Here is a 24912-nt window from a genome sequence, read left to right on the forward strand (position 1 = left end):
GCTAGAAACCGTAGACGGCGGCGGCGTTCGCGAGCACCGAAGCGGGCGCGACCGACGCCACCGCGTCGAGCCAGCGCTCCGGATCCCGCGTGAGCGGCCAGTCCGAGCCGTAGAGGCAGCGCTCGGCGCCGAAGACGTCCAACGCGTGGGAGAGGTACGGCCGCACGTCCTCCCGCGCCCACCCGGGCCCGAGCTCGGCTTCAAGCCCCGAGAGCTTGCAGAACACGTTCTCGCGCGCCGCGAGGACGGTGACGTGCTCGCGCCACGGGTCGAGCCCGTGCGGCTTGCCGAGGTGATCGAGCACGATCCTCGTGCCGGGGCACCGCGCCGCGAGCGCGGTCACGAGCGGCAGCTGCTCGCGCGTGACGCACGCGTCGAAGACGAGCCCGGCTTCGCCGCAGCGCCGGACGCCGCTCACGACGGCGTCGAAGAGCGCATCCGGCTGCCCCTGCAGGAGCCGGCGGACGCCCTTGACGACCGGCGGGAACACGAGGTCCGGATCGTTCTCGAGCGGCGCGAAGGCGACGATCGCCGAGACGGCACCCAAGGACTCGACCCACTCGACCTCCGCGCGCCCCTCGTCGTCGCGGCAATCGGCCTGCACGAACACGAGCGCGTCCGCGCCGCCGCCGTAGTCCTCGGGCAGGAAGGGGCGGCGCAGCTCGTCAGGGAGCCAGTCGTAGTGCAGCCGGCCCGGGTCCCAGAAGTGGACGTGGCCGTCGGCGATCACTCCTGTGCCCGGCCGCTCGTGATCCGCGAGACCATCAGCGCCACGAGGATGATCCCGCCGTTGAGCGCGTCGATCCACTGCGCCGGCACGCCGCCGAGCGTCAGCACGTTCTGGATCGTGTACAGCAGCAGGATCCCGGTGAAGGCGCCGAACACGGTGCCCTTGCCGCCGCTCAGCGAGACGCCGCCGATCACCGCAGCGGCGAACACGGTGAAGATCGCGCCGTTGCCCTGGTTGGCCGCCACCGACGCGAGCCGGCCGGAGATCAGCATGCCGCCGATCGCGGCGAGCAGCGAGGCGACGATCAGCACCGACCACAGCACGCGGTCGGTCCGGATGCCGGCCGCCCGCGCCGCGTCGAGGTTGCCGCCGATCGCGTACAGGGAGCGCCCCCAGCGCGTGAACCCGAGCACGCCGCCGGCGATCGCGAACAGCCCGACGCAGATCCACATCGGGTTCATCGCGTCGGACCCGTCGAGCATCCGCGACGTCGGGAAGCGCACGTCGCGAACCTCGAGCTCGACGATCCGCTCCACGTCGGCGAGATGCGGCGAGCCGTTGGTGTGATCGGGAGAAATCATCCGATGACTAGCTCAACACAAGCGCTCGGTTTCCGCAAGCGCGACGTTCTCGGTGATATACATCGGACCAATGGCCGACGTGACCGACGAAGGCTGAGCGATGCTCGAGCTGCCGCGGCTCGGACTCGGCTGCGCCCCGCTCGGCGGGCTCTTCTCCGAGGTCGGCGACGAGCAGGCGCGCGACGCGGTCGACGCGGCGTGGGATGCCGGCATCCGGTTCTTCGACGTCGCGCCGCAGTACGGCGTCGGCCGCGCCGAGCGGCGGGTCGGCGCCGCACTGGGCTCGCGCCCGCGCGCCGAGTACATCCTCTCCACGAAGGTCGGGAGGCTGGTCGTGGACCCTGGCGCCGGCGACGAGCGCCCGACCCACTTCGCCGGTGCGCCGCCGGCCGAGCTCGCGTTCGACTACTCGCGCGACGGGGTCCTCAGGTCGCTGGAGGACAGCCTCGGGCGGCTGGGGCACGACCGCGTCGACATCGTCCACGTCCACGACCCGGACGACCACCTCGAGCAGGCGATCGCCGAAGCCGTGCCCGCGCTGTGCGAGCTGCGCGAGCAGGGCGTCATCCGCGCCGTCGGCGCCGGCATGAACCACGCCGCGCCGCTCGCCCGCATCGTCGCCGAGGCCGATGTGGACTGCATCCTGCTGGCCGGCCGCTACACGCTGCTCGACCACGCCGGCGCGCTGGACCTGCTCGGCGCCTGCGGCGGGCGCGGCGTCGCCGTGATCGCCGCCGGCGTCTTCAACAGCGGCCTGCTCGCGGGCGGCTCCACGTTCGACTACGCGCCGGCGGGCGAGGAGCTGCTGGCCCGCGCGCGGACGCTGAAGGAGGCGTGCGAGGTGCACGGCGTGCCGCTCCCCGCCGCCGCCATGCGCTTCCCGCTCGGTCATCCGGCCGTCGCCTCCGTGCTCGTCGGCGCGCGGTCGCGTGAAGAGGTCCGGGACAACGCCGCGGGGTTCGAGAGGCCGATCCCCGCGGCGTTGTGGCGAGGGCTGCGCGCAGCCGGACTGCTCGACGCACGCATCCCCGTCCCCTGACCTACGGCATCGTCGTCGACAGCGTGAACGTCAACGTCTTCGCGTAGGTGCCCGTGTAGAGGGCGTCGGCGGCGGCGATCGGCTGCTTGACGTCGATCCCCACCGTGTCGCCCGAGACCGGTGCTGTCCAACTCGCGAGGCCGGTTGGGCTCGCGCCCACTGGCGTGAACGCCCCGCTCGCCTTGACCTGCAGCGCCTGCGGCATCGTGTGGCTCCCGTTGACCAGGTGGCCCGGGGCGGTCGCGCTCGCGTCGGCCACGGTCAGGGTCGCGTTGGTCGCCGTCGAGGTCACGTTCGACGTGGCCGAGGCGGTGTAGTCCTGCGTCCTGCCCGGCGTGAAGATGCCGAAGGACGGCGCGGGGCTGATCGCCAGCGCCAGCACCGCCGGGACGCTGCCGCCGATCTCGACCGGCTGGTCGACCTTGACCACGAACGCGAGCTTCTGCCAGGTGGCGCGCTCGCCGGCCGACAGCGCCTTGGTGAAGACCGCCGTGCGGTCGACCTCGGCGCTGATGCGCTGGCCGCCGGTCTGGTCGGCCCCGATGCGGTACTCGCCGCCGGCGCAGCCGTTGATGCCGAAGCCCGAGTTGTAGGTGCCGCCGCCCAGGCGCGTCCCGTCGACGTACACGTCGAACGCGCCGGTCCGCTGGAACGCGATCACGAGGTCGATGAAGCGGCCGGTCGGCAGGACGGCGGTCGTCGTCACGCCGCTGCCCGACGTGATCACTCGCAGCGCGCCGCTCGGCGTGAGGTCGATCAGGATGCCGTCGGCGTCGCCGCCGCTCGCGGTCTTCCAGTCCCAGATGCGGCGGTAGCTGCTGCCCGGGTTGATCTTGATCTCGGTCGCGAACGTCGCCTCGCGCAGGTAGCCGAGCGTCGTCGCCGGGGTCCGCAGGTAGCGGCCGCCGTCGATGCTCGCCGAGCTGCCGGTCGGGCCGGTCGCGAGGTAGGTCGCCGGGCCGCCGGCGAACGCGCCGTTGCGCCCGTAGCTCGACCAGTCCTTGATCGTGTCGCCCGAGCTGGGGTCCCACGCGACCACGGTGGGGCCGGCAGGCGTGGCGCACGGGCCCGGCGGCTCGTAGCCGACCGGGTCGATGCCGATGCGGGCGTTGCTCTGAGCCAGGTGGCGCGTCTTGGTCGCCGGCGTGCCGGTGATCTGCGCCTTGGGCAGCGCGGTCGTTGGCGCGCTCGCGCGCTGGACGAGGTACTTCCCGCCGTCCGCCGCCGCGATCGTGAACGTGTCAGCGGTGGTGGTCGGGACGACGACCGTGCCGGTGTCCGACCCGTCGACGACCTGCACGCCCTGGCCGGGCCAGGGGTTCTTGACGCGGATGTCGTGCGCGGCGCCGGACTCGATCGCGACGGTCGTGATCGTGCCGCCCTGAACCTGCACGTCGACCTTGGAGCGGTGCTGGAGGAAGACCGTGCCCTCCGCGTCCCAGCCGGGCGGGACGGCGGGCGCGATCCGCAGCAGGCCGTCGAAGTCCTGCGCGAGCGACTCGTTGAGCGCCAGCGCGGTGACCCCGACCTGCTCGTCGTAGGGCTCGGTCAGGTTGCCGCCGCTGCCGAGGTTCGCGAGGCCGTTGGCGAACAGCTGGAACGAGGACGTCGACGCGCGCAGGCGCGACGCGACCTCGGATCCCATGCCCAGCCGCGCGGCCTGCACGGGGTCATACGTCCAGTCGTTGGAGTTGATGTTGCGGCGACGCGCGTACGTCGTCCTCGCGAGGTTCCAGAGCGGGCTCTGGTCGGAGATCAGGTTGTACGGCCAGACCGGCTCGAGATCGAGGTTCTCGCTGTTGCGGAACGGCGCCGCCGGGTCCGAGGAGAAGCCGAGGACGGTGTTTCCGTCGTTGTCGCCGGCCGCCGTCTTGAGCTGCGTGTGCGTGGCCGCGTCCGTCCGCGGGAAGTCGAGCAGCTTCGGGATCGCCGCCTGCGCGGCGCTCACCAGGTCCGGGTCCTTGCCGAGCAGCGTGGCCGACTCGACCACGATCGGGAGCAGCTGCTTCATGGCCGCGATGTCGGTGATCGGGTCATGCACGTCCCACTGCGACTCGTGCGCATTGGACGGGAACGTGTGGAGCTTGCCGTCGGCGCCGGTGGTGCTGTAGGCGAGCATGAAGCGCGCGGCGTCGGCGATCAGTGGGTAGTTCGCCTCCAGGAACGCGCGGTCGTCGGTGGCCTGGTAGGTGCGCCAGACCCACGAGGCGACCTCGGAGGCGGTCGTGATGTTGCGCTTGTTGTAGCTCTCGGCGCCGACCGAGTCGCAGGAGCTGTTGCCCTCGTCGGTGCCGGTGTACCAGCCGGTGCCATCGAAGCGCATGGTCTCGGGGATGCAGATGCCGGGACGCCCGCCCATCCGCAGCGTCGTCCACGCGCGGATCGCGTCGAGGTTGTCGTGATAGAGCCGGAACCGCGGCGCGTTCATGGCGGTGTTGCCGGCGCCGATGTTGGCGGCGATCTGCATCCGCATGTTCCAGAACCAGTAGTGGCCGCCGCCCCACGACTGCTGGTCGCGCGAGAAGTTGAACATGTCGGCGACGCCGGCCTGGCTGGACGGGAACGTGTCGCGCTCGGAGGCGCCCTCGACGTAGAGGAAGATCGTGCGCAGGTTCTCCATGTAGTCCGCGGTGCCGTCGGCGGAGGTCAGCTTCATCAGGCCGACCTTGCTCCAGTAGTCGTGCCACCAGGTCAGGTGGGCGCTCCGGAGCGCGTCGGCGGGAGCGGTGGCGTCGGAGCCGAGCGTGGCGGCCGCGGTCGCCGCGGCGTCGCCGCCCGTCCAGTGCGGGACCGAGACCACGACGCGGAAGGAGCCGTCGATGTTGGGCCGGAAGCTGACCTGCGCGGTACGGGCGTCGACGACCGAGGAGACGATGTCGCGGCCGCCGGCGGTGATCGCGGCGAGCGACCCGAACGTCTTGCCGGTGCCGCCGCTCGCGCTGCCGGTGTCGACCCACGTCTCGGCGAGCCGCGCGATGCCGTTGCTCGAGCCGGCCTGCGGGGTGCGGCCGGCCTGCAGGTTGACCTGGGCCGTCTGGGCGGACGCCGGGTCGGCGCCGGTGACGTCGACGACCAGCTCGTCCTTGTCGGCGCGCACGTACGTGGTCGCCGTCATGCCGCCGCCCGACTGGCGGTAGGTGGCGTCGTAGAGGTCGACGCTCGCCTTGTAGTCCGCGGCGCTGGTCATCGCCTGCAGGCCGGGGATCACGACCTGTCCGGGCGACCTGCGCGTCGGGAAGGTGTCGGCGCGCTCGAGCTGGGCGGTGAAGCCCTGCTGCGCCCAGACCGCCGCGCCCATCACGCCGTTGCCGACGGGCATGGAGAGCGGACCGGTGGCCGGCGCCTGCTCGAGGATGATGTTCGAGCGCCGCACGACGTTCGCCGTGTCGACGTCGAAATGCCCGTTGCTCCACGCCGTCGTGTCGGCCAGCGCCGCCGGCGCCGGCACAGCCATCGCGGCGGCGAGCGCCGCGATCATCCTCGTACCCCGCACGCTCTCTCTCCTCGTCAGCCCCGTTCGGCCAGCCGCGCAACTATTACCTCCAGCGCGGATCAAGTCAAGGCATTGACCCGATGTTTGCGACCTTTCACGAGTTGAGCGGGATCTTTCATCCTCATGAAAGGTCTATTCGTCCGGTCAATTCGGGGGAGATAGACGCGCGGCCACGTAGAGCCGCGATGCGAATCAGGTCGAAAACGTTGCGGTGAGGGCCGTGCGGTAGAAAGATCGGAGGAATGAGCGTCACCCAGCAGGCGATCGACGAGATCAAGGGCATGATCATCCGCGGGGAGCTTCGCCCCGGCGACAGGTTGCCCAAGGAGGCCGACCTCGCCGGCCGCCTCGGTCTCTCGCGCAACTCGCTGCGCGAGGCGGTGCGCGCACTGACCTTGATCCGGATCCTCGAGACGCGCCAGGGCGACGGCACCTACGTCACCAGCCTGGAGCCGGACATCCTGCTGGAGACGATCAGCTTCGTCGCGGACTTCCACCAGGACCGCACGCTGCTGCACGTGCTCGAGGTCCGCCGCATGCTCGAGTCCTCGGCCGCGGCGCTGGCGGCCCAGCACGCGACCGAGGAGGAGCTGGAGGCGCTCGCGACGCTCGTCAGCGAGATGGACGCGTGCGAGACGGTCGAGGCGTTCGTCGAGAACGACCTCGCCTTTCATCGGACGATCGCAGTCGCCTCGCGCAACCCGGTGCTCGCGTCGCTGCTGGACTCCTTCTCCAGCCGCACGTCGCGCGCACGGGTCTGGCGCGGCGTCACGCAGGCCGGCGCGATCGAGCAGACCAAGGCCGACCACCAGGCGATCTACGCGGCGCTCCTGCACCGCCGCGTCGACATCGCCGCCGGCCTCTCGATCGCCCACGTCTCCTCAGTCGAGGCGTGGCTCGAGCACGCGCTCGAGGCCGCCGACGACGAGGCGCCCGAGAGCGCGGCGGCCTGAGCGCGATGCTGGTGTCGGCGTAGTTCCCGCCCGCGGGCGTGGCGGCCCGCCGCGAGAGAACCGATCCCGGCGACGCTCCGCGCGAGGGCGAGGACGACCAGGCCTCACTCGTCCGCAGGGATCGGGATCGCCGCCGTCACCTGCGTCCCTCCGGCCGCGGGGCTCTCGACCGTCAGCTGCCCGTGGAGGATGGCGAGCCGGTCCGCGAGCCCCTGCAGGCCGCTGCCCTCGATCCGGGCGCCGCCGACGCCGTCGTCGCACACGGTGACGTGCAGCGCATGCTGCACGACGTGCGCCGCGACCGTGGCGCCGGACGCGTGGGAGTGCTTGGCGACGTTGGTCAGCGCCTCGGCGACGACGAAGTAGGCGGTCGACTCGACCGCGGCCGGCAGCCGCACGGGCTCGACGTCGAGCTCGACCGGCACCGACATGCGTGACACGAGGGCGTCGATGCCCGCCCGCAGGCCGCCGCTGGTGAGCGCGGCCGGGAGGATCCCGTGCGCGAGCTCGCGCAACTCGACCATCGCGCCCTCCGCCTGCTCGATCCCCTCGCGCATGAGCGCCGGCACGCCCCCGTCGTGATGCTCGAACGCGCGCAGCGCGAGCTTGAGCGTTATCACCGTGTGGACCAGGCGCTGCTGCGCGCCGTCGTGGAGGTCGCGGACGAGCCGGCGACGCTCCTCGTCGGTGGCCTCCACGAGCCGCGCGCGCGAGGCGTCGAGGTCCGCGCGCGCCTGGATGTTGGAGATCGCCGTCGCGACCAGCTCGGTGAACTGACCGAGCCGCTCCTCGGTGCTCGCCGGCAGCGGCTGCGGCCTCCCCGAGGCCGCGACCATCGCGCCCCACATGCGGCCGTCGACGAGGATCGGCGCGCCGACCGCCGAGCGGACCCCCGCCTTCCGCGCCAGCTCCCCGATCGGCCCGTCCGACTGGTTGAAGTCGTCGACCCGCGCCGCTCTCCCGCTCTCCAGCACCAGCGAGGCGACGTTCACGCCGCCGATGCGCATGCGCTCGCCGACGCCCATCGCGTGATCGAACGCGCCCCAGCTGCCGACGATCACGCCGAACGTCCCATGCTCCTCGTAGCGGACCATCCGCATGTCGTCGACGTGCAGCAGGCGGCCGAACTCCTCCGCGACCGCAGCGAAGATGGCCTCCGGAGGCGAGCCTTCCGCGACCAGCGTGGCGACGCGCCGCAGCGCCGCCTGTTCGTCCGTGAGCCGCTCTGTCTCCGCGCGCGCGTTGGCGTTCGAGATCGCCGTCGAGACCAGCTCGCTGAACGCGGCGATCCGCAGCTCGGTGTCGGCCGGCAGCGGCTGATCCTGCGCCTTCGACGACGCGAGCATGACGCCCCACAGCCGCCCGTCGACGACGATCGGCGCGCCGACCGAGGAGTAGATGCCGCGCTGGCTCAGCATCGACGCGATCGGGTCCGCGACGTCGGTGTAGTTGTCCATGCGCGCCGGCTGCCGGGTCTGGCGCACGAGCGACGCGACGTTGAGACCGTCGACCGGGGCGCGCGTCCCGATCGGGGTGTGATCGCCCGCGCGGCTCCAGCTCGCGATGCCGACCGCGGTGCCGTCGGGCTCGTAGCGCCCCATGTGCGTGGCGTCCGCGTCGAGCAGATGGCCGAGCTCGCGCACGACGGCGGCGAACAGCTGCTCCGGCGCGACGCCGCGCGCGACCAGCGTCGCCACGCGGCGCAGCGCGGCCTGCTCCTCGGCCAGCACGGCGCGCGCGGCGTCCGAGCGCTCGGCGCGCCGGCTCGCGAAGGCCCCGATCTCTCCCACCAGCACCGCGCCGGCGAGGTACGCGACCAGGTTCAAGAGGTCCTCGGTGCCCGGGAACGCGCGCGGGTGCGTCGGCGGGAACGCGTACCAGTCGTAGGCGACGAGGAACGCGATCGCGAGCGGCGACGCATAGGCGGTGCCGCACCACCAGCCGACCGCGATCACGGCGGCGATGCACGCCACGCCGAGCAGGATCGCGACGATCGTCGACTCGGCGACCTCGAGCAGCACCGCGACGACCGCGAACGAGGCGACACCCACGGCGAACGCGAGCGCGATCTCGGCACCCGCACGGACTTGCCGCGGGCGCAGCTGTGCGGTCATGGATCGAGGCTAAACCCAGCGTGCCCGTAGCACCAAGCCGGGCCGTCCCGGACCGCCCGGGCAGGGCGTGCCGTCATCCGCCCGGCGAGATCGCGCGTGCCTCGATGTCCCGCGCGGTCAAGGGCTCGTGACAGTGCGTGCACGCGAGATACGGGTCGGCGGGCATGCCGCAGGAGCGGTGGAGCAGCTCCAGCGCGGGGCCCTCGCCGGCGCCGGCCAGATGGCGGTCGGACCAGCGCATCAGACCGACGATCACCGGATAGAGGTCGAGCCCGCGCTCGGTCAGGCGGTACTCGTACCAGTCCGGGTCGGTGCGGTAGCGCACGCGCTCGAACATGCCGTCGGCGACCAGCTGCCGCAGCCGATCGGCGAGCACGTTGCGGGCGATGCCGAGATTGCGTTGCATATGGCCATAGCGGCGCACGCCGAAGTACGCCTCGCGCAGGATCAGGAACGTCCAGCGATCGCTGAGGACGTCGACGGCCAGCTCGACGGCGTCGCGCGGCGGACGGGCGGGCGTGTGGTTCCCCTTCGGCAACTGGTTCGCGATCTCCTCGGATCGAGATTGAAACTAGGTCGTGCTCGAAACTAGTTTCGCTGCGAAACCAGTCGAGATCAAGGAGCTGACGCCCGATGGGACCCACCGACACCGCAGATCCGCACGGCGCCGCGGTCACCGCCCGCGAGCTCGAGCTGTCCGCGGGGACGATCGAATACGAGGACACCGGCGGCGACGGCCCCACGATCGTGCTGCTGCCGGGCCTGCTGATGGACGCGTCGCTGTGGGAGCACGTGATCGCCGAGCTCGCGCCGGGGCACCGCTGCATCGCGCCCACACTGCCGCTGGGAGCCCACCGTCAGGCGATGCGTCCCGGCGCCGACCTGTCGCCGCCCGGGCTCGCCCGGCTCGTCGGCGAGCTGCTCGACCGCCTCGACCTGGACGACGTCACGCTCGTCGGCAACGACACGGGCGGTGCGCTCGTCCAACTGATCGCGGCAGAAGGCGCCGCCCGCGCCGGCCGCATCGTGCTGGTCTCCTGCGATGCGTTCGACAACTTCCCGCCCGGCCTGACCGGCAGGACGCTCGTGCTGAGCGGCAAGCTCGCGCCCCGCTTGTTCGGCCTGTTCATGCAGCAGCTGCGCCTGCGGCCCTTCCGGCGGCTCCCGCTGGCCTTCGGGCGGCTCACCAAGCGCGGGGACGCCGCGACCGCCCGCTGGATCCGGCCGGTGCTCGAGCAGCGCGAGATCCGCCGCGACACGGTCCGCGTCCTGCGGGCGATCGGCGCCGAGCGCAGCCTGATGCTCGACGCGGCCGAGCGCCTGCCGGAGTTCGACCGTCCCGCCCTCGTCGTGTGGGCGAGCGAGGATCGCGTCATGCCGCCCGAGCACGGGCGCCGGCTCGCCGACCTGCTCCCGCGGGGACGGCTCGTCGAGATCCCGGACAGCTACACGCTGATCCCGCTCGACCAGCCGGCGCGGCTCGCCGAGGCGATCCGCGACTTCGTGGAGGAGTCGTCCTAAGCGGACACCGCGACGGCGGAGCGGACCGGGTTCACGAGCGTGCCGACACCCTCGACCTCGGTCTCGACCGTGTCGCCCGGCGCCAGGAAGCGCGGCGGATCCATGAACGCGCCGCAGCCCCACGGCGTGCCCGTGAGCAGCACGTCGCCGGGGCGCAGCGTGAAGCTGCGCGAGCAGAACGCGATCAGCTCCGCGACGCCGAAGATCATCTCCGACGTGCTCGAGTCCTGCACAGGCTCGCCGTTGACGCGCGTGCGCAGCGCGAGCGCCTGCGGGTCGGGCACCTCGTCGCGCGTGACGACCGCGGGCCCGAGCGGGCAGAAGGTGTCGAGGCTCTTCGCGCGCACCCACTGGACGTCGGCGAACTGCAGGTCGCGCGCCGACACGTCGTTGCCGACCGTGTAGCCGAAGACATGCTCGAGCGCGCGCTCGGCCGGCACGTTGCGCGCCGTCTCGCCGATCACGACGGCCAGCTCGACCTCCCAGTCGACCTGCTCGGTCACCTCCGGATCGATCACGACGGCCTCGCCCGGGCCGATCACCGACTGCGGGAGCTTGGCGAAGATGAGCGGCCGCTTCGGCGTCTCCATCCCCGACTCGCGCACGTGGTCGGCGTAGTTGAGGCCGATGCAGACGATCGCGGACGGCCGCAGCGGAGCGAGCTCCCCAGCGCCCGCGGGCGCGGGCCCGCCCGGGGCCAGCGCCGCATCGCGGTCGGCGGCGGGCAGGGCGAGGAGATCCGACAGCGTGCGGTCCGCGCCGCCCGCGGTCAGGCGCGGGCCGTCGGGCGCGTCGGCGACGACGTGCGGCCCGCCCGCGAGCTGGAGGGTGCGATAGCGCATCGGTAAGACCAAGCTAGCCGGTCGTGAGCGCGATCGCCGCCTCGGGCGTGGCGACGCGGAAGGTGAAGCTCTCTTCGAGGTACAGGCGCACGGCGTCGTCGTCGTGCGACCGGTAGCCGATCGCGAGGTCCTGGCCCGACTCGAACAGGAAGTCGCCGCCGCGCTGGCTCACGAGCACCGCTCCGCGCACGCCGGGCGCGCGCACGAGCGCGCCGCCGATGATGTGCTCGAGGTGCTCGAACACCGGGTAGCCGCCGTGCTCGGTCGTCTCCACCACCGCGCGGTAGCACTCCGGGCCCAGGGCGAGCCCATAAGGCCGCGGGATGCCGGCGCGCAGCAGGCGCTCGGCCGCGCGCGCGACGGCGCCCGGGTACTGGCCCGCGGCGTCGCCGAGCGGGATCGGCTCGTGCGAGCTCGCCTCGCTGATGCCGGCGATGCCGGCCTCCTCCCAGCCGTGGAAGACGGCCACGTTCTCGGCCAGCGCGATGTTCAGCGCGGCCGCGTCGAGCGCGTCGAGGTCGACGTCCTCGGCCCCGCGCTCGGCGGCCCGCAGCTCCTGGCGCGCGACGCTGAACTCGGCGCGCAGCTCGACCACGGGGAGCACGCGCCGCTGGGCGCCCTCGACGCCCTCGACGAGCGTGCCCGCGAGCGCGTTCACACGGCCGAGGTTGCCGGCCGAGTACGTCCAGCCCTTCGGGCCGTCGAAGTCGACGAGCCGGCGGGCGGCGAGGGCGACCGTCAGGCGGTCGCGCGCCTCCTCGTCGATCAGGCCCCAGTCGGAGTCGGTCAGCGGCGCGTGCGAGCGCAGCAGATGGCTCATCGCACCGCTCCCTTCAGCCCACCGATGCCGAGCGAGATCGGAGCCTCGAGCGGCGCCGCGACCCCGGGGACGTCGACGCTCTCGAGCGACTCCTCGCCGGCCTCCTCCTCGGACACCTCGCCGCGGGACACGATGTCGCCCTCCTGGAACAGGATCCCCCTGGCGATCTCGCGCCACAGCGGCTTCTTGCGCAACAGGTACTCGAGGTCCATCGCGAAGTGCTTGAACTCCTCGCCCTGCGCGTTGCGCATGACCGCGACGGCCTCGCGATCGGACTCGATCGCGATGCGCTGCTCGTACCAACCGATCGCCTCGGCCTCTTCAGTCAGCGATGCGCACATGCGCGCGAACGTCCGGGTCTGCGCCGGCAGCTCGTCCGGCGGCTCGTGGTACTGGTCGAAGCCCATGGCTGCACAGTACGGGGTTCCCGCACGGCCGCTAGCCTCGCTCGGCATGCGAACGCTCACACTCGGCCGAACGGGCCGTCAGGTCTCAGAGGTCGGGTTCGGCGCGTGGCAGATCGGCGGCGACTGGGGAAGCGTCGACGAGGACGCCGCGATGGCGACGCTGCACGCCGCGGCCGACGCCGGCGTGACGTTCTTCGACACGGCCGACGTGTACGGCGACGGGCGCTCCGAGCGCCTGGTCGGACGGCTGCGCCGCGAGCGCCCGGAGATCACGGTGGCGACGAAGATGGGCCGGCGGCTGGATCAGGTGGTCGCGAACTACTCGCCCGAGAACTTCCGCGCGTGGAACGACCGCTCGCGCGAGAACCTCGGGATGGAGACGCTCGACCTCGTCCAGCTGCATTGCCCGCCGACCGACCTGTACTACGCGCCGGAGGTCTTCGACGGCCTCGAGGCGATGGTCGCGGAGGGCCGGATCGCGGCCTACGGCGTCAGCGTGGAGCGCGTCGAGGAGGCGCTGAAGGCGATCGAGTACCCGAACGTCCAGACGGTCCAGATCATCTTCAACGCGTTCCGCCAGCGGCCGGCCGGCGTGTTCCTGCGCGAGGCGGCGGCGCGCGGCGTCGGGGTGATCGTGCGCGTGCCGCTGGCCTCGGGCCTGCTGTCGGGCAAGTACACGGCCGAGACGACGTTCGGCGCCGACGACCACCGGACCTTCAACCGCCGCGGCGAGTCCTTCGACGTCGGCGAGACCTTCGCAGGCGTGCCGTACGAGGTCGGGCTCGACGCCGTCGAGGAGCTGCGGCCGGTCGTGCGCGAGGGGGCGACGATGGCGCAGTTCGCGCTGCGCTGGATCCTCATGCACGACGCGGTCAGCACCGTGATCCCCGGCGCCCGCAACGCCGAGCAGGCGCAGGCGAACGTCGCCGCCGCCTCGCTCGCGCCGCTCGACGCCTCGACGATGGAGCACGTCGCCGCCGTCTACGAGCAGCGCATCGCGCCGTACGTGCATCAGCGCTGGTAGCGCATCAATACCATCTCCATATGACGCACCGGCTGCCCGAGCGCGACCGGCCGTGGATGATCCGCACCTACGCGGGGCACTCCACCGCGGCGCGCTCCAACGAGCTCTACCGGCGCAACCTGGCCAAGGGCCAGACGGGGCTCTCGGTAGCGTTCGACCTGCCGACGCAGACCGGCTACGACGCCGATCACGAGCTGGCGCGCGGCGAGGTCGGCAAGGTCGGCGTGCCGGTCGCGCACCGGGGCGACATGGCGACGCTGCTCGACGGCATCCCGCTCGGCGAGATGAACACGTCGATGACGATCAACGCCACGGCGGCGTGGCTGCTGGCGCTCTACATCGTCGCGGCCGACGAGCAGGGCGTCGCGGAGTGCGCGCTGCAGGGGACGACGCAGAACGACATCATCAAGGAGTACCTCTCGCGCGGGACCTACGCGTTCCCGCCCGGGCCGTCGATGCGGCTGATCGCGGACATGGTCGCCTACACGGTCGAGCACGTCCCGCGCTGGAACCCGGTCAACATCTGCTCCTACCACCTGCAGGAGGCGGGCGCGACGCCGGTGCAGGAGATCGCGTACTCCCTCGCGACCGCCATGGCGGTGCTGGACGCGGTGCGCGAGCGGGTGCCGCAGGACCGCATGGGCGCCGTGTTCGGGCGCATCTCGTTCTTCGTCAACGCCGGTGTGCGGTTCATCGAGGAGCACGCGAAGCTGCGCGCGATGACGCGGCTGTGGGACGAGCTCGGGGTCTCGCGCTACGGGGTCGAGGACGCCAAGCAGCGGCGGTTCCGGTACGGCGTGCAGGTCAACTCGCTCGGCCTGACCGAGTCCCAGCCGGAGAACAACGTCCAGCGGATCGTGCTCGAGGCGCTGGGCGTGACGCTGGGCCGCGACGCGCGGGCGCGGGCGGTGCAGCTTCCCGCCTGGAACGAGGCGCTGGGGCTGCCGCGGCCGTGGGACCAGCAGTGGTCGCTGCGGATCCAGCAGGTGCTCGCGTACGAGACCGACCTGCTCGAGTACCCGGACATCTTCGAGGGCTCGAAGGTCATGGATGGATTGGTCGGCGAGCTGATCGACGGCGCGCGGGAGGAGCTGGCGCGCGTCGAGGAGCGCGGCGGCGCGGTCGAGGCGGTGCCGTACATGAAGGCGGCGCTCGTGGAGTCGCACCGCGAGCGGATCGCCCGGATCGAGTCGGGGCAGCAGGTGCTCGTCGGCGTCAACCGGTTCACCGAGACCGAGCCCTCGCCGCTGACGCAGGACGGCGGGATCCTGGTCGTCGATCCGTCGGTGGAGGCACAGGCGTGCGCGGCCCTGGCTTCCTGGCGCGCGTCGCGAGGCGACGTCTCGGAGGCGCTGGAGGAGCTGCGCCGGGTGGCGGCGAGCGACGAGAACATCATGCCCGCGACGCTGGCCGCGGCGCGGGCGGGCGTGACGACCGGCGAGTGGGCGCAGGCGCTGCGCGACGTCTTCGGCTCCTATCGCGCGCCGACGGGCGTCGGCGAGGCGGCGTCGCCGGCGGCCGACGAAGACCTGCGCGACGAGGTCGCGCGCGTGTCGGAGGCGCTCGGGCGGACCCTGAAGATCCTGGTCGGCAAGCCGGGGCTGGACGGGCACTCCAACGGCGCCGAGCAGATCGCCGTGCGGGCGCGCGACGCGGGCATGGACGTCGTGTACGAGGGCATCCGGCTCACGCCCGCGCAGATCGCGCGGTCCGCGGTCGACGAGGGCGTCCACGTGGTCGGCCTCTCGATCCTCTCGGGCTCGCATCGGGAGCTGATCCCCGACGTGATCGCCGCGCTCGACGGCGCGGACATTCCGGTCGTCGTCGGCGGGATCATCCCCGAGGCGGACGTGGCCGAGCTCAAGGCGGCGGGCGTCGCGGCGGTGTACACGCCGAAGGACTTCGAGCTCGACCGGATCATGCGCGACATCGTGGCGCTCGTCGCCGGGAGGATGGGGATCCCGCCCACCCCGGCAGCCGCGTGACCGGCGCCGAGCTCGGCGCCCGGCTGCGCGCCGGCGACCGCACGGCCGCGCCCGCCGCGCTGAACCTGCTCGAGACGCGCACCGCGCGCCTCCAGGCGTCCGCGCTGGTGACCGCGGCAGGCGACGGCGCGGGCCACATCGTGGGCGTCACCGGGCCGCCGGGCGCCGGCAAGTCGACGCTCCTGTCCGCGCTCCTGCGCGAGTGGCGGCGCGAGGGCCGCTCGGTCGCGGTGCTCGCCGTCGACCCTTCCTCGAAGCGCTCGGGCGGCGCGCTGCTCGGCGACCGCGCGCGGATCGAGCACGACCCCGCCGACCGCGACGTCTTCATCCGCTCGATGGCCGCGGGCGAGCGGCTCGGCGGCCTGGCTCCCGCGACCCGCGCCGCGGCGCAGGCGCTCGCCAGCGCGTTCGACCTCGTGGTGATCGAGACGGTCGGCGTGGGACAGTCGGAGACCGACGTCGCGGAGGCCGCCGACAGCGTCGCGGTCGTCGTCCAGCCCGGCTCCGGGGACGCGCTGCAGTTCCTGAAGGCCGGGATCATGGAGGTGCCCGACGTGCTCGTCGTCACCAAGGCCGACCTCGGGCCGGTCGCGCGGCGCGCCGAGCAGGACCTGTGCTCCGCGCTCGGCGCGCTCGGCGCGCGTGAGACGCCGGTCGTCGCGGTCAGCTCGGTCGCGCCGGTGCGGGGGATCGACGCGCTCGCGCACGCCCTGGACGCGCATCGCGCGTCGCTCGACCTCGCGGCGGTGCGCACGCGAGCCCACCGCCTCGGCGCGCTCGCCGACTTCATCGCCGAGCACGGGGAGCGCGGCCTGCGCGCGCTCGGCGGCCGCCGCGCCGCGGTCCGCTGGCTTGCCGAGCAGGACGCAGCGCTGGACGAGCCCGAGCTGCTGCGGCGGCTCGAGGCGCGCGCGGCCTGACTCCTCCGCGATGCCGACGGCGGGTCATCCCCGGGGATGACGCCGGACCGTCCGCTGGGCTGGTCCGGATCACCAGCGCGGCCGACGACAGGCGACGCGCGGGCCGCGAGAGTGGACCGCACAACCTCCCCAGTGCAAGGAAGCTCGACATGGCCCATATCGGACAGACCCTCGACAACCCCGTCTCCGGCGAGACGATCACGTTCGTGAGCACCGCCGCGGAGACCGACGGCGAGCTGCTCGCGTTCGACCTCGAGCTGACGCCCGACGGCAAGGTGCCCGGCCTGCACGTGCACCCGGAGCAGACCGAGTGCTTCCGCGTGGTCGAGGGCACGATGACGTTCAAGCTCGGCCGCAAGACGATCGTGGCCCAGGCCGGCGACATCGTGACCGTGCCGCCGGGCGCGGCGCACAAGTTCGCCAACGGCGGCGAGACGGTCGCGCGCGCCCGCGTCGAGGTGCGCCCCGCACTGCAGATGGCCGAGCTGCTCGAGACCGCGGTGCGGCTCGCCGAGGAGGGCCGGACGCTCCCGAGCGGCATGCCCCGCCCCCTCGCCCTCGCGCAGTTCACGCGCAGGTTCCGCCGCGAGGTCCGGGGCGCCTTCCCGCCCGCGTGGGTGCAGCAGGCGACGATGGCCCCGCTCGCCCTGATCGCGCGCAAGCCGCTGCCGGCGGTCTAGCGCCCGGACGAAACCGTGCCCGCGCGCGTTGCGCCCGCGGCCATAGACTCCCCCGCCGTGACGTCCATGAAGGAACGGCTTGCGGCGGGGGAGACGCTGTTCGGCAGCTTCCTCTCGTTCGGCAGCCCGCTGGCCGCCGAGGCGCTCGGCCTGGCCGGCTTCGACTGGCTGTTGGTGGACCTCGAGCACGGCGGCGGCCATGAGTCGCAGGTGCTCGGGCAGGTGCTTGGGGCCCGCGCGGCGGGCGTGCATGCGCTCGCGCGCGTCGAGTCGGCCGAGCGGTCGCGGACGACGCGCCTGCTCGACCTCGGGGTCGAGGGCGTGATGTGCCCGCAGGTGAGCTCGGGCGCCGCCGCCGAGGCGTGGGCGGCCGCGCTGCACTACGGGCCGGCGGGCAGCCGCGGCGTCGCGCTGTACAACCGCGGCGCCCGCTACGGAACCGACCCCGACGCGATCGAGAACGCTCGGCGGACGACGCTCGGCGTCGCCCAGATCGAATCGCCCGAGGCGGTCGAGGAGGTCGAGCGGATCGCGTCCGTGGACGGGATCGACGTCGTCTTCATCGGCCCCAGCGACCTCACGTTCTCGATGGGCCGCTTCCGCGAGTTCGACGACGTCGAGTACCGCGAGGCCGTCGAGCGCGTGGTCACCGCGGCGCGCGACGCGGGCAAGGCCGCGGGGATCTTCCTCGGCTCGCCGGAGCGCGTGCCCGAGGCGATCGCCGACGGCTTCCGGATGATCGGCATCGGCTCCGACGCGACGATGATGATGGCCGGCGCGCGCGCCGCGCTCGCGGCCGCACGCGACGACTGAGAGGGGCATCGCCGGCCCACACGGTGCATCTTGACACCCCGACTACGCTGGTTGGAACGTTCCAATCGCCGGAGGAGACCGTGTCTACGACCCAGAGCGCCGCGTCCGGGGCCGACGTACGCGCGGCCTGGAGCCGGATCGCCGCCGCGCCCATCTCGTGGGGCGTGTGCGAGGTCCCGGGCTGGGGCCATCAGATGGAGCCCGATCGCGTGCTCGCGGAGTTGCGCGCCGCCGGCCCGGCCGCGACCGAGGCCGGGCCCGAGGGGTTCCTGCCCGACGACCCGCGCGGGACGCTCGCGGCGCATGACCTCAGCCTCGTCGGCGCGTTCGTTCCCGCCGTGCTGCACGAGCCGGGCGGGGCTGACGAGATCGAGCGCGCCGCGGCGCGCCTCGCGGCGGCCGGCGCCGGCATCGCGGTCGTGGCGGCGATCGCGGGCGCGGACGACTACGACTCGCGGCCCGAGCTGACCAGCGAGCAGTGGGCGACGCTCCTCGGCGCCCTCGACGAAGGCGCCGCGCGCGCCGCCCACCACGGGGTGCGCGCCGTGCTGCACCCGCACATGGGCACGGTGATCGAGAGCCAGGCGGACGTCGACCGCGTGCTGGAGGGCAGCTCGATCGCGCTGTGTCTGGACACCGGGCACCTGATGGTCGGCGGCGCCGATCCGGTCGCGCTGGCCGAGGCCGCGGGCGACCGCGTCGAGCACGTGCACCTCAAGGACGTCGACGGCGAGCTGTGCGCCGCCGTCCGCGCCGGCGCCGTCGCGTACTCCGACGCCGTGCGCCAGGGGCTCTACTGCCCGCTCGGACAGGGCGCGGTCGACGTGCCGCGCATGGTCCGCGCGCTCGAGCGCCACGGCTACGCCGGCTGGTACGTGCTCGAGCAGGACGTGATGCTCGCGGGCGAGCCGGCCGCGGGAGCGGGTCCAGCGGCGGAAGTGCGCGCGAGCGCGGAGTACCTGGCGGGCGTCCTCGAAGGGGCCGCGCGATGACCGCGGGCGCCGTCCCCGAGATCATCACGATCGGCCGCATCGGCGTCGACCTCTACCCCGAGCAGATCGGCGTGCCGCTCGCCGACGTCACCTCCTTCGCCAAGGGACTCGGCGGCACCGCGACCAACGTCGCCGTCGCCGCCGCGCGGCTCGGCCGCCGCACCGCGGTGATCACGAAGGTCGGCGACGACGCGTTCGCGCCCTACGTCCGCCAGGCGCTCGAGGGCTTCGGCGTCGACGCGCGCTGGGTCGGCACCGATCCGAGCCTCCAGACGCCCGTGACGTTCTGCGAGATCTTCCCGCCCGACGACTTCCCGCTGCTCTTCTACCGCAACCCGACCGCGCCGGACCTCAGCATCGAAGCCGCCGAGCTGGACAGGCCGGCGCTGCAACAGGCCGGACTCGTGTGGACCACGGGCACGGGCCTGAGCCGCGAGCCGTCTCGCGAAGCTGTGCTGACCGCGCTCGAGACCGCCGCCTTCGCCGTGCACGACATGGACGACCGCCCGATGCTCTGGCCCGACGGCGAGCACCACGAGCACTGGGCCGCCGAGGCCGTCAAGCGAGCCGACGTCGTCGTCGGCAACCAGTCCGAGGCGGCCGTCGCGGTCGGCCCCGGCTCCCCGCGCGAGCAGGCCGAGCGCCTGCTCGCCCTCGGCCCGCGCACGGCGATCGTCAAGCAGGGCCCGAAGGGCGTCCTCGGCGCGACCGCCGACGGCGAGGTCGTCGAGGTCGCGCCCGTGCCCGTCGACGTCGTCTGCGGCCTCGGGGCCGGCGACGCGTTCGGCGGCGCGCTGTGCCACGGCCTGCTGTCAGGCTGGCCGCTCGAGCGCACACTGCGCTTCGCCAACGCCGCGGGGGCCATCGTGGCCTCGCGGCTGCTGTGCGCCGACGCCATGCCGACGCTCGAGGAGGTCGAGTGCATCTGCACCTCAAAGGTGTGACCGAGATCACGCCGCAGTCGGCCGGCTGGACCTACACCGGCCTGCGGATCGTCACGCTCGGCGAGCCGATCAGCGTGACAACCGGCGAGGACGAGTACGCGATCCTCCCGCTCGCCGGTCACGGCAGCGTCGAGACCGAGGGCGAGACGTTCACGCTGCAGGGCCGCGAGTCGGTCTTCACCGAGGTCTCCGACTTCGCCTACGTCCCGCGCGACAGCGAGTTCCGCCTCGACGGGACCGGGCGCTTCGCCCTCGCCCACGCCCCCGCCCGCCGCCGCCTCGAGCCCGCGTACGGCCCGGCGCACGAGGTGTCGGTCGAGATCCGCGGCGCCGGCACCTGCACGCGACAGCTGAACAACTTCCTCGGCCCCGGCGAGTTCCCCGCGGACCGCCTGGTCTGCGTCGAGGTCCTCACGCCCGAGGGCAACTGGTCCTCCTATCCCCCGCACAAGCACGACGACGCGACGGCGGGAACCGGGGAGGCCGAGCTCGAGGAGATCTACTACTTCGAGGTCCGCGGCGAGAACGGGTACGGCATCCACCGCACCTACACCGCGGACGCCGGCATCGACGAGACGGTCGTCGTCACGAGCGGCGACGCGTTCCTCGTCCCCCGCGGCTACCACGGCCCGTGCATCGCCGCCCCGGGGCACGATCTCTACTACCTCAACGTCCTGGCAGGCCCCGGCGAACCGAGCCTCGCATACTCAGATGACCCCGCGCACCACTGGCTGCGCGACGCGTGGGCCGGCATGGAGACCGACCCGCGCCTCCCGATGACCTCCGACAGGAGCCCGAGATGACCACAGCGACCGCGACGCAGCTGACCCACTGGATCGCCGGCGGACCCGACGACCGCCCCGCCGAGCGCTACGGCGACGTGACCGAGTCCGCGACCGGCCGCCTCGTCGCCCGCGTCCCGTTCGCGACCGCGGACGACGTCGACCGCGCCGTCCAGGCGGCGGTCCGCGCCCAGCGCGAGTGGGGCGCCGCCAGCCTCACCAAGCGCACGCAGGTCATGTTCGCCTTCCGCGAGCGCCTCAACAACGCCAAGCAGGAGCTTGCCGAGATCGTCACGCGCGAGCACGGGAAGGTCCTCTCCGACGCGATGGGCGAGATCACCCGCGGCCAGGAGGTCGTCGAGTTCGCCTGCGGGCTGGCGCACCTGCTCAAGGGCGAGAACACGCCGAGCGTCTCCGGCGGCGTCGACTCGCATTCGATGCGCACGCCCGTCGGCGTCGCGGCCGGGATCACGCCGTTCAACTTCCCGATGATGGTGCCGCTGTGGATGATCCCGATCGCGATCGCGTGCGGGAACAGCTTCATCCTCAAGCCGTCCGAGCAGGACCCGTCGGCGAGCCTCGTGATCGCCCGACTGCTCAAGGAGGCCGGGCTGCCCGACGGCGTGTTCTCCGTCGTGCACGGCGACAAGGAGGCGGTCGACGCCATCCTCACGCACCCGCAGATCGACGCCGTCAGCTTCGTCGGCAGCACGCCCGTCGCGAAGTACATCTACGAGACCGGCACCGCGAGCGGCAAGCGCGTCCAGGCGCTGGGCGGCGCGAAGAACCACGCGATCGTGCTCCCCGACGCCGACCTCGACCTCGCCGCCGACGGCCTGGTGAGCGCCGCCTACGGCTCCGCCGGTCAGCGCTGCATGGCGGTGTCGGTCGCCGTCACGGTCGGCGACGTCGCCGAGCCGCTGCTCGGCAAGATCGAGGAGCGCATCGCCAAGCTCAAGGTCGGCCCTGGCACCGACCCCGCGTCCGAGATGGGCCCGCTCGTCTCCAAGGCCCACTACGAGAAGGTCTCGGGCCTGGTCGACGCCGGCGTGGAGGAGGGCGCCAAGCTGCGCGTCGACGGCCGCGGTCTGTCGGTCGAGGGCCACGAGGACGGCTACTTCCTCGGCCCGTGCGTGTTCGACGAGGTCAAGCCCGGTATGCGCGTCTACGACGAGGAGATCTTCGGCCCCGTGCTCGTCGTCGTCCGCGCCGGCAGCTACCCGGAGGCCGTCGAGCTCGTCAACGAGAACCCGTACGGCAACGGCGCCGCGATCTTCACCTGCGACGGCGGCGCCGCCCGCCGCTTCGAGCAGGAGGTGACCGCGGGCATGGTCGGCGTCAACGTGCCGATCCCCGTGCCGATGGCCTACCACTCCTTCGGCGGCTGGAAGAGCTCGCTGTTCGGCGACCTGCACGTGCACGGCCCGGACGGCGTGCGCTTCTACACGCGCGGCAAGGTCGTCACGACGCGCTGGCCGGATCCCAGCCACGCCGGCGTCAACCTCGGCTTCCCCACCCAGACCTGAGCCCGGAAGCCCCGATCGTCGTGGATGCCTCGGGGGTTCCGGGCTGAGAACCCGGCCCACGATCAACGCCGTCGCCGAGCGGGCGGGCGTCTCCAAGTCGCTCGTCTCGCTCGTCATGCGCGGCGCGCCGAACGTCTCGGAGGCGCGCCGCGCCGCCGTGCTGCAGGCCGCGGCGGAGCTTGGCTACCGCCCCAACCTCGTCGCCCGCAGCCTCGTCGAGCGCCGCACGCGCACGCTCGGCGTGCTCGTCTCGGATCTGCACAACCCGTTCTTCGCGGAGGTGATCGACGGGCTGCAGGCCGAGGCGCAGGAGCGCGGCCTGCGGATCGTGCTCGGCACGGGCCGGCGCGACCCGGCCGAGGAGGCCGAGACCGTCGAGGCGTTCCTGCAGCAGGACGTCGACGGGCTCGTGCTCCTCTCCCCCCGGCTGCCGGGGATCGAGGACGTCGCGGCGGCGGTCCCGACCGTCGTGGTCGCCACGCGCGCGGAGCACGTCGACGTCGTCGTCAACGACGACGCGCTCGGGGCCGAGCTGGCCGTCGCCCACCTCGCCGAGCTCGGGCACGAGCGCATCGCGCACATCGCGGCCGCGGGCACGCAGGAGCGGCGCGCAGGCTACGAGTCCGCGATCGCGCGCCATGGCCTCGAGGCGCTGATCGCGGACGGCGACGTGACCGACGAGGGCGGCTATCGCGGCGCGCAGCGGCTGCTGGCGAACGGCCGCCCGACGGCGATCTTCGCGTGCAACGACCTCGCCGCGCTAGGCGCGCTGACCGCGATCGAGGAGGCGGGCCTGTCGGTCCCCGGCGACGTCTCGCTCGTCGGGTACGACAACACGTACCTCGCGTCGATCCGCCACATCGCGCTCACGTCGGTCGACCAGCCGCGGCATCGGATGGGGCGGCTCGCGGTCGAGGCGCTCGACGCGCGGCGCGAGGCGCCCGGCGCGCCGCCGGCCCTGCACACCGTCACGCCGCACCTGGAGATCCGCAGCTCCTCCGCGAGCCACGCCCCGCGCGCGGCCCGCGCCTCTCGAGCCCCCTGACCCGCGGGGCGGCCGTGACGGGGAGCGCCGCGTCGCGAGCAGTCCGGCTCGCCCGAGGATGACGCCGGTGGGCGAGACAGACCCGCATCCCTTACCCGCGACGCTTGCGGGGTCTCCGCGCCGCCGACGTCCGGGACCGGCGAACTGCGCTGGTATCGCGTCGCGCCGGATCCCCCGGCTCACCGTGATCTGACGCAGCGAGCCGCCCGCGACGGCGTAGGCGGTGTGCGGGCGCGTGGCGGAGCGCGCGAAGATCACGCCGATCAGGCGGCCGCCGCGGATCACCGGCGTGCCGGAGTCGCCGGGGCGGACCTCGCGGTCGAGCGCGATCACGTCTCGCCGGGCTCCGTCGACGCTCGCGGTCAGCGTGGGCGTGTCGCCGATCCGCAGCGGCTTCGCCTCCAGCCCCGGCACGTGCAGGAGCGCGAGGTCGGCGTCGTCGTCGCGGCGGATGACCGTGGCGGGGCGCCCGTCGACCCTGACCGGACCTTCAAGCGCGTGGGCGACGGTGAGCACCGTCTCGTCGCGGAGCGCGAAGCCGGTCGCGTGCTCGGCGCGGCCTCCCTCGACGGTCAGGAGGGTGGGGCCGACTGCGCCGGTACGGGAAGCCAGCAGGAGCAGCGCCACCAGGATCGGCGCGAGCGCGGCGCCGCGGAGCGCGAGCCGCGTCATGGCGCCGGCCCCGACGTGTTGCGCACCACGAGCGTCGGCGCCGTCAGCCGCACCGACTGCTCGCGCCGCCCGTCGATGCGCTCGAGCACGAGCTGGAGCGCGAGCCTGCCCATCTCGCGCCGCGGCTGGTCGATCGTCGTCAGCGACATGTGGTGCAGGGCGGCGAGGAAGGTGTTGTCGAACCCGACGATCGAGACGTCCTCCGGCACGCGGACGCCCTCGTCCTCGAGCCGGTCCAGGACGCCCGCGGCCTGGAGGTCGTTGCCCGCGAACACCGCGGTCGGAAGCGTCCCGCCGGCAAGCAGCCGCTCCGCGGCGTCGACGCCGCCGACGTCCGTGAACTCGCCCGCGAGCACGACCGGCTCGAGGCCGAGCGCTCGCATCTCGCGCACGTACCCGCGCCGGCGGCCGGCCGACGACGCCTCCTCGCCGCCGTCGACGTGCACGATGCGCTCGTGCCCCAGCCCTGCGAGGTGCTCGACCGCGAGCCGCGCGCCGAGCGCCTCGTCGGTGATCACGCAGTCGACCGCCGGATCGCGCACGAGCCGGGAGATCGCGACCACCGGCGCGACCCGCGCCGCGGCGGCCAGGTCGTGCGACCGCAGCCGCGGCGAGACGACGATGATCCCGTCGGTCCGGTACTCGAGCAGCGCCTCGAGCATCGCGCGCTCGCGCCGGGGCTCGCGGCCGCCGGTCGACAACAGCACGCGGTAGTCGAGCTCGGACGCCAGCTCCTCCACGCCCGAGGCGATCTCGGCGAAGAACGGGTTGTGCAGGTCGTTGAGCAGCACGCCGATCGTGCGCGTCCGGCGCTCGACCAGCGAGCGCGCCATCGCGTTCGGGCGGTACCCGAGCTCCGATGCAGCGGAGAGCACGCGCCCGCGTCGCTCGGCGCTCACCTTCGGGCTCCCCCGCATCACCAGCGACACCAGCGCGCGCGAGACGCCGGCGGCCTGCGCGACGTCCTCCATGGTGGGGTGCCTGCTCTTGACAGCCATGCCGCGGCGAAGCATACTCCCAGCGGTTAGA

General features: G+C 73.1%; 20 protein-coding genes and 2 pseudogenes. 13 read left to right on the forward strand and 9 right to left on the reverse strand.

Features of this window, described 5'->3' with window-relative positions:
• Position 1 precedes the first annotated feature (1 nt).
• Positions 2-730, reverse strand: coding sequence for an amidohydrolase family protein (locus H958_RS41350; protein ID WP_051325003.1), 729 nt, complete (start codon positions 728-730; stop codon positions 2-4).
• Positions 727-1182, reverse strand: a pseudogene (locus tag H958_RS41355) (ABC transporter permease); the annotation flags it as partial. The pseudogene H958_RS41355 and the gene H958_RS41350, both read right to left, overlap by 4 nt.
• A 229-nt stretch (positions 1183-1411) precedes the next feature.
• Here H958_RS41355 and H958_RS0129985 point away from each other — a divergent pair.
• Positions 1412-2350, forward strand: coding sequence for an aldo/keto reductase (locus tag H958_RS0129985; protein ID WP_028061362.1), 939 nt, complete (start codon positions 1412-1414; stop codon positions 2348-2350).
• A gap of 1 nt (position 2351) precedes the next feature.
• Here the strand turns inward: H958_RS0129985 and H958_RS44375 are convergent, their stop codons facing one another.
• Positions 2352-5843 carry a LamG domain-containing protein gene (locus H958_RS44375; RefSeq protein WP_156028409.1) on the reverse strand — a complete coding sequence of 1164 codons (3492 nt, stop codon included), beginning with the start codon at positions 5841-5843 and terminating at the stop codon, positions 2352-2354.
• Between the two features lie 242 nt (positions 5844-6085).
• Here H958_RS44375 and H958_RS0129995 point away from each other — a divergent pair, with 242 nt between their 5' ends.
• On the forward strand, positions 6086-6796 hold the full coding sequence (locus H958_RS0129995; protein WP_028061363.1) for a FadR/GntR family transcriptional regulator: 711 nt from the start codon (positions 6086-6088) through the stop codon (positions 6794-6796).
• 104 nt (positions 6797-6900) lie between these two features.
• Here the strand turns inward: H958_RS0129995 and H958_RS41365 are convergent, their stop codons facing one another.
• Positions 6901-8910: a sensor histidine kinase gene (locus H958_RS41365; protein WP_051325005.1), complete on the reverse strand. Its 2010-nt coding sequence runs from the start codon at positions 8908-8910 to the stop codon at positions 6901-6903.
• A 73-nt stretch (positions 8911-8983) separates the two neighbouring features.
• Complete coding sequence (locus H958_RS0130005; protein WP_051325006.1) at positions 8984-9448, reverse strand: winged helix-turn-helix transcriptional regulator; 465 nt, start codon at positions 9446-9448, stop codon at positions 8984-8986.
• A gap of 95 nt (positions 9449-9543) precedes the next feature.
• On the opposite strand from H958_RS0130005, the gene H958_RS0130010 reads away from it, so the two are divergent.
• On the forward strand, positions 9544-10431 hold the full coding sequence (locus H958_RS0130010; protein WP_051325007.1) for an alpha/beta fold hydrolase: 888 nt from the start codon (positions 9544-9546) through the stop codon (positions 10429-10431).
• Here the strand turns inward: H958_RS0130010 and H958_RS41370 are convergent.
• The 3 genes and pseudogenes from H958_RS41370 to H958_RS0130025 form a co-directional block, all read right to left on the reverse strand.
• Positions 10428-11273 carry a fumarylacetoacetate hydrolase family protein gene (locus H958_RS41370; protein WP_028061366.1) on the reverse strand — a complete coding sequence of 282 codons (846 nt, stop codon included), beginning with the start codon at positions 11271-11273 and terminating at the stop codon, positions 10428-10430. The genes H958_RS0130010 and H958_RS41370 overlap by 4 nt on opposite strands.
• 13 nt (positions 11274-11286) lie before the next feature.
• On the reverse strand, positions 11287-12093 hold the full coding sequence (locus tag H958_RS0130020; RefSeq protein WP_028061367.1) for a family 1 encapsulin nanocompartment shell protein: 807 nt from the start codon (positions 12091-12093) through the stop codon (positions 11287-11289).
• A 101-nt stretch (positions 12094-12194) separates the two neighbouring features.
• A pseudogene (locus H958_RS0130025) lies at positions 12195-12500 on the reverse strand (ferritin family protein); the annotation flags it as partial.
• Positions 12501-12546: 46 nt separating this feature from the next.
• Here H958_RS0130025 and H958_RS0130030 point away from each other — a divergent pair.
• The 10 genes from H958_RS0130030 to H958_RS41385 all read left to right on the forward strand — a co-directional run bounded on the left by H958_RS0130030 (position 12547) and on the right by H958_RS41385 (position 23211).
• The gene (locus H958_RS0130030; protein ID WP_028061369.1) at positions 12547-13524 is read left to right on the forward strand and encodes an aldo/keto reductase; all 978 of its coding nucleotides are present in this window, start codon (positions 12547-12549) and stop codon (positions 13522-13524) included.
• Positions 13525-13544: 20 nt separating this feature from the next.
• The gene (locus H958_RS41375; protein WP_037412070.1) at positions 13545-15509 is read left to right on the forward strand and encodes a protein meaA; all 1965 of its coding nucleotides are present in this window, start codon (positions 13545-13547) and stop codon (positions 15507-15509) included.
• A complete protein-coding gene (locus tag H958_RS41380; RefSeq protein WP_037412072.1) occupies positions 15506-16429 on the forward strand; it encodes an ArgK/MeaB family GTPase in 924 nt (307 codons plus the stop codon). The genes H958_RS41375 and H958_RS41380 overlap by 4 nt, the downstream gene beginning before the upstream one ends.
• Before the next feature lie 149 nt (positions 16430-16578).
• Entirely contained in the window at positions 16579-17109 is a 531-nt protein-coding gene (locus tag H958_RS0130045; RefSeq protein ID WP_028061370.1) for a cupin domain-containing protein, read from the forward strand.
• Between the two features lie 66 nt (positions 17110-17175).
• A complete protein-coding gene (locus tag H958_RS0130050; RefSeq protein WP_051325008.1) occupies positions 17176-17922 on the forward strand; it encodes an HpcH/HpaI aldolase family protein in 747 nt (248 codons plus the stop codon).
• Positions 17923-18002: 80 nt separating this feature from the next.
• Positions 18003-18914, forward strand: a complete 912-nt coding sequence (locus tag H958_RS0130055) for a TIM barrel protein (protein ID WP_051325009.1) — start codon at positions 18003-18005, stop codon at positions 18912-18914.
• Entirely contained in the window at positions 18911-19858 is a 948-nt protein-coding gene (gene iolC, locus H958_RS0130060) for a 5-dehydro-2-deoxygluconokinase (protein WP_028061373.1), read from the forward strand. The genes H958_RS0130055 and iolC overlap by 4 nt, the downstream gene beginning before the upstream one ends.
• A complete protein-coding gene (iolB, locus tag H958_RS0130065; RefSeq protein ID WP_028061374.1) occupies positions 19834-20661 on the forward strand; it encodes a 5-deoxy-glucuronate isomerase in 828 nt (275 codons plus the stop codon). The genes iolC and iolB overlap by 25 nt, the downstream gene beginning before the upstream one ends.
• Positions 20658-22166, forward strand: a complete 1509-nt coding sequence (locus H958_RS0130070) for a CoA-acylating methylmalonate-semialdehyde dehydrogenase (RefSeq protein WP_028061375.1) — start codon at positions 20658-20660, stop codon at positions 22164-22166. The genes iolB and H958_RS0130070 overlap by 4 nt, the downstream gene beginning before the upstream one ends.
• Before the next feature lie 115 nt (positions 22167-22281).
• The gene (locus H958_RS41385; protein WP_196807636.1) at positions 22282-23211 is read left to right on the forward strand and encodes a LacI family DNA-binding transcriptional regulator; all 930 of its coding nucleotides are present in this window, start codon (positions 22282-22284) and stop codon (positions 23209-23211) included.
• 668 nt (positions 23212-23879) lie between these two features.
• On the opposite strand, the gene H958_RS0130080 is transcribed toward H958_RS41385, so the two are convergent.
• Complete coding sequence (locus H958_RS0130080; protein WP_037412333.1) at positions 23880-24881, reverse strand: LacI family DNA-binding transcriptional regulator; 1002 nt, start codon at positions 24879-24881, stop codon at positions 23880-23882.
• Between the last annotated feature and the right edge of the window lie 31 nt (positions 24882-24912).

It is taken from the genome of Candidatus Solirubrobacter pratensis, from assembly GCF_000425945.1.
Taxonomy (GTDB): domain Bacteria; phylum Actinomycetota; class Thermoleophilia; order Solirubrobacterales; family Solirubrobacteraceae; genus Solirubrobacter; species Solirubrobacter pratensis.

Bases quoted from the DNA above. Each gene is read 5' to 3' on its own strand.
- H958_RS0129985 (WP_028061362.1), top strand. From the start codon at position 1,412: ATGCTCGAGCTGCCGCGGCTCGGACTCGGCTGCGCCCCGCTCGGCGGG.
- H958_RS0129995 (WP_028061363.1), top strand. From the start codon at position 6,086: ATGAGCGTCACCCAGCAGGCGATCGACGAGATCAAGGGCATGATCATC.
- H958_RS41365 (WP_051325005.1), bottom strand. From the start codon at position 8,910: ATGACCGCACAGCTGCGCCCGCGGCAAGTCCGTGCGGGTGCCGAGATC.
- H958_RS0130010 (WP_051325007.1), top strand. From the start codon at position 9,544: ATGGGACCCACCGACACCGCAGATCCGCACGGCGCCGCGGTCACCGCC.
- H958_RS41370 (WP_028061366.1), bottom strand. From the start codon at position 11,273: ATGCGCTATCGCACCCTCCAGCTCGCGGGCGGGCCGCACGTCGTCGCC.
- H958_RS0130020 (WP_028061367.1), bottom strand. From the start codon at position 12,093: ATGAGCCATCTGCTGCGCTCGCACGCGCCGCTGACCGACTCCGACTGG.
- H958_RS0130030 (WP_028061369.1), top strand. From the start codon at position 12,547: ATGCGAACGCTCACACTCGGCCGAACGGGCCGTCAGGTCTCAGAGGTC.
- H958_RS41375 (WP_037412070.1), top strand. From the start codon at position 13,545: ATGACGCACCGGCTGCCCGAGCGCGACCGGCCGTGGATGATCCGCACC.
- H958_RS0130045 (WP_028061370.1), top strand. From the start codon at position 16,579: ATGGCCCATATCGGACAGACCCTCGACAACCCCGTCTCCGGCGAGACG.
- H958_RS0130050 (WP_051325008.1), top strand. From the start codon at position 17,176: ATGAAGGAACGGCTTGCGGCGGGGGAGACGCTGTTCGGCAGCTTCCTC.
- iolC (WP_028061373.1), top strand. From the start codon at position 18,911: ATGACCGCGGGCGCCGTCCCCGAGATCATCACGATCGGCCGCATCGGC.
- H958_RS0130070 (WP_028061375.1), top strand. From the start codon at position 20,658: ATGACCACAGCGACCGCGACGCAGCTGACCCACTGGATCGCCGGCGGA.
- H958_RS41385 (WP_196807636.1), top strand. From the start codon at position 22,282: ATGCGCGGCGCGCCGAACGTCTCGGAGGCGCGCCGCGCCGCCGTGCTG.
- H958_RS0130080 (WP_037412333.1), bottom strand. From the start codon at position 24,881: ATGGCTGTCAAGAGCAGGCACCCCACCATGGAGGACGTCGCGCAGGCC.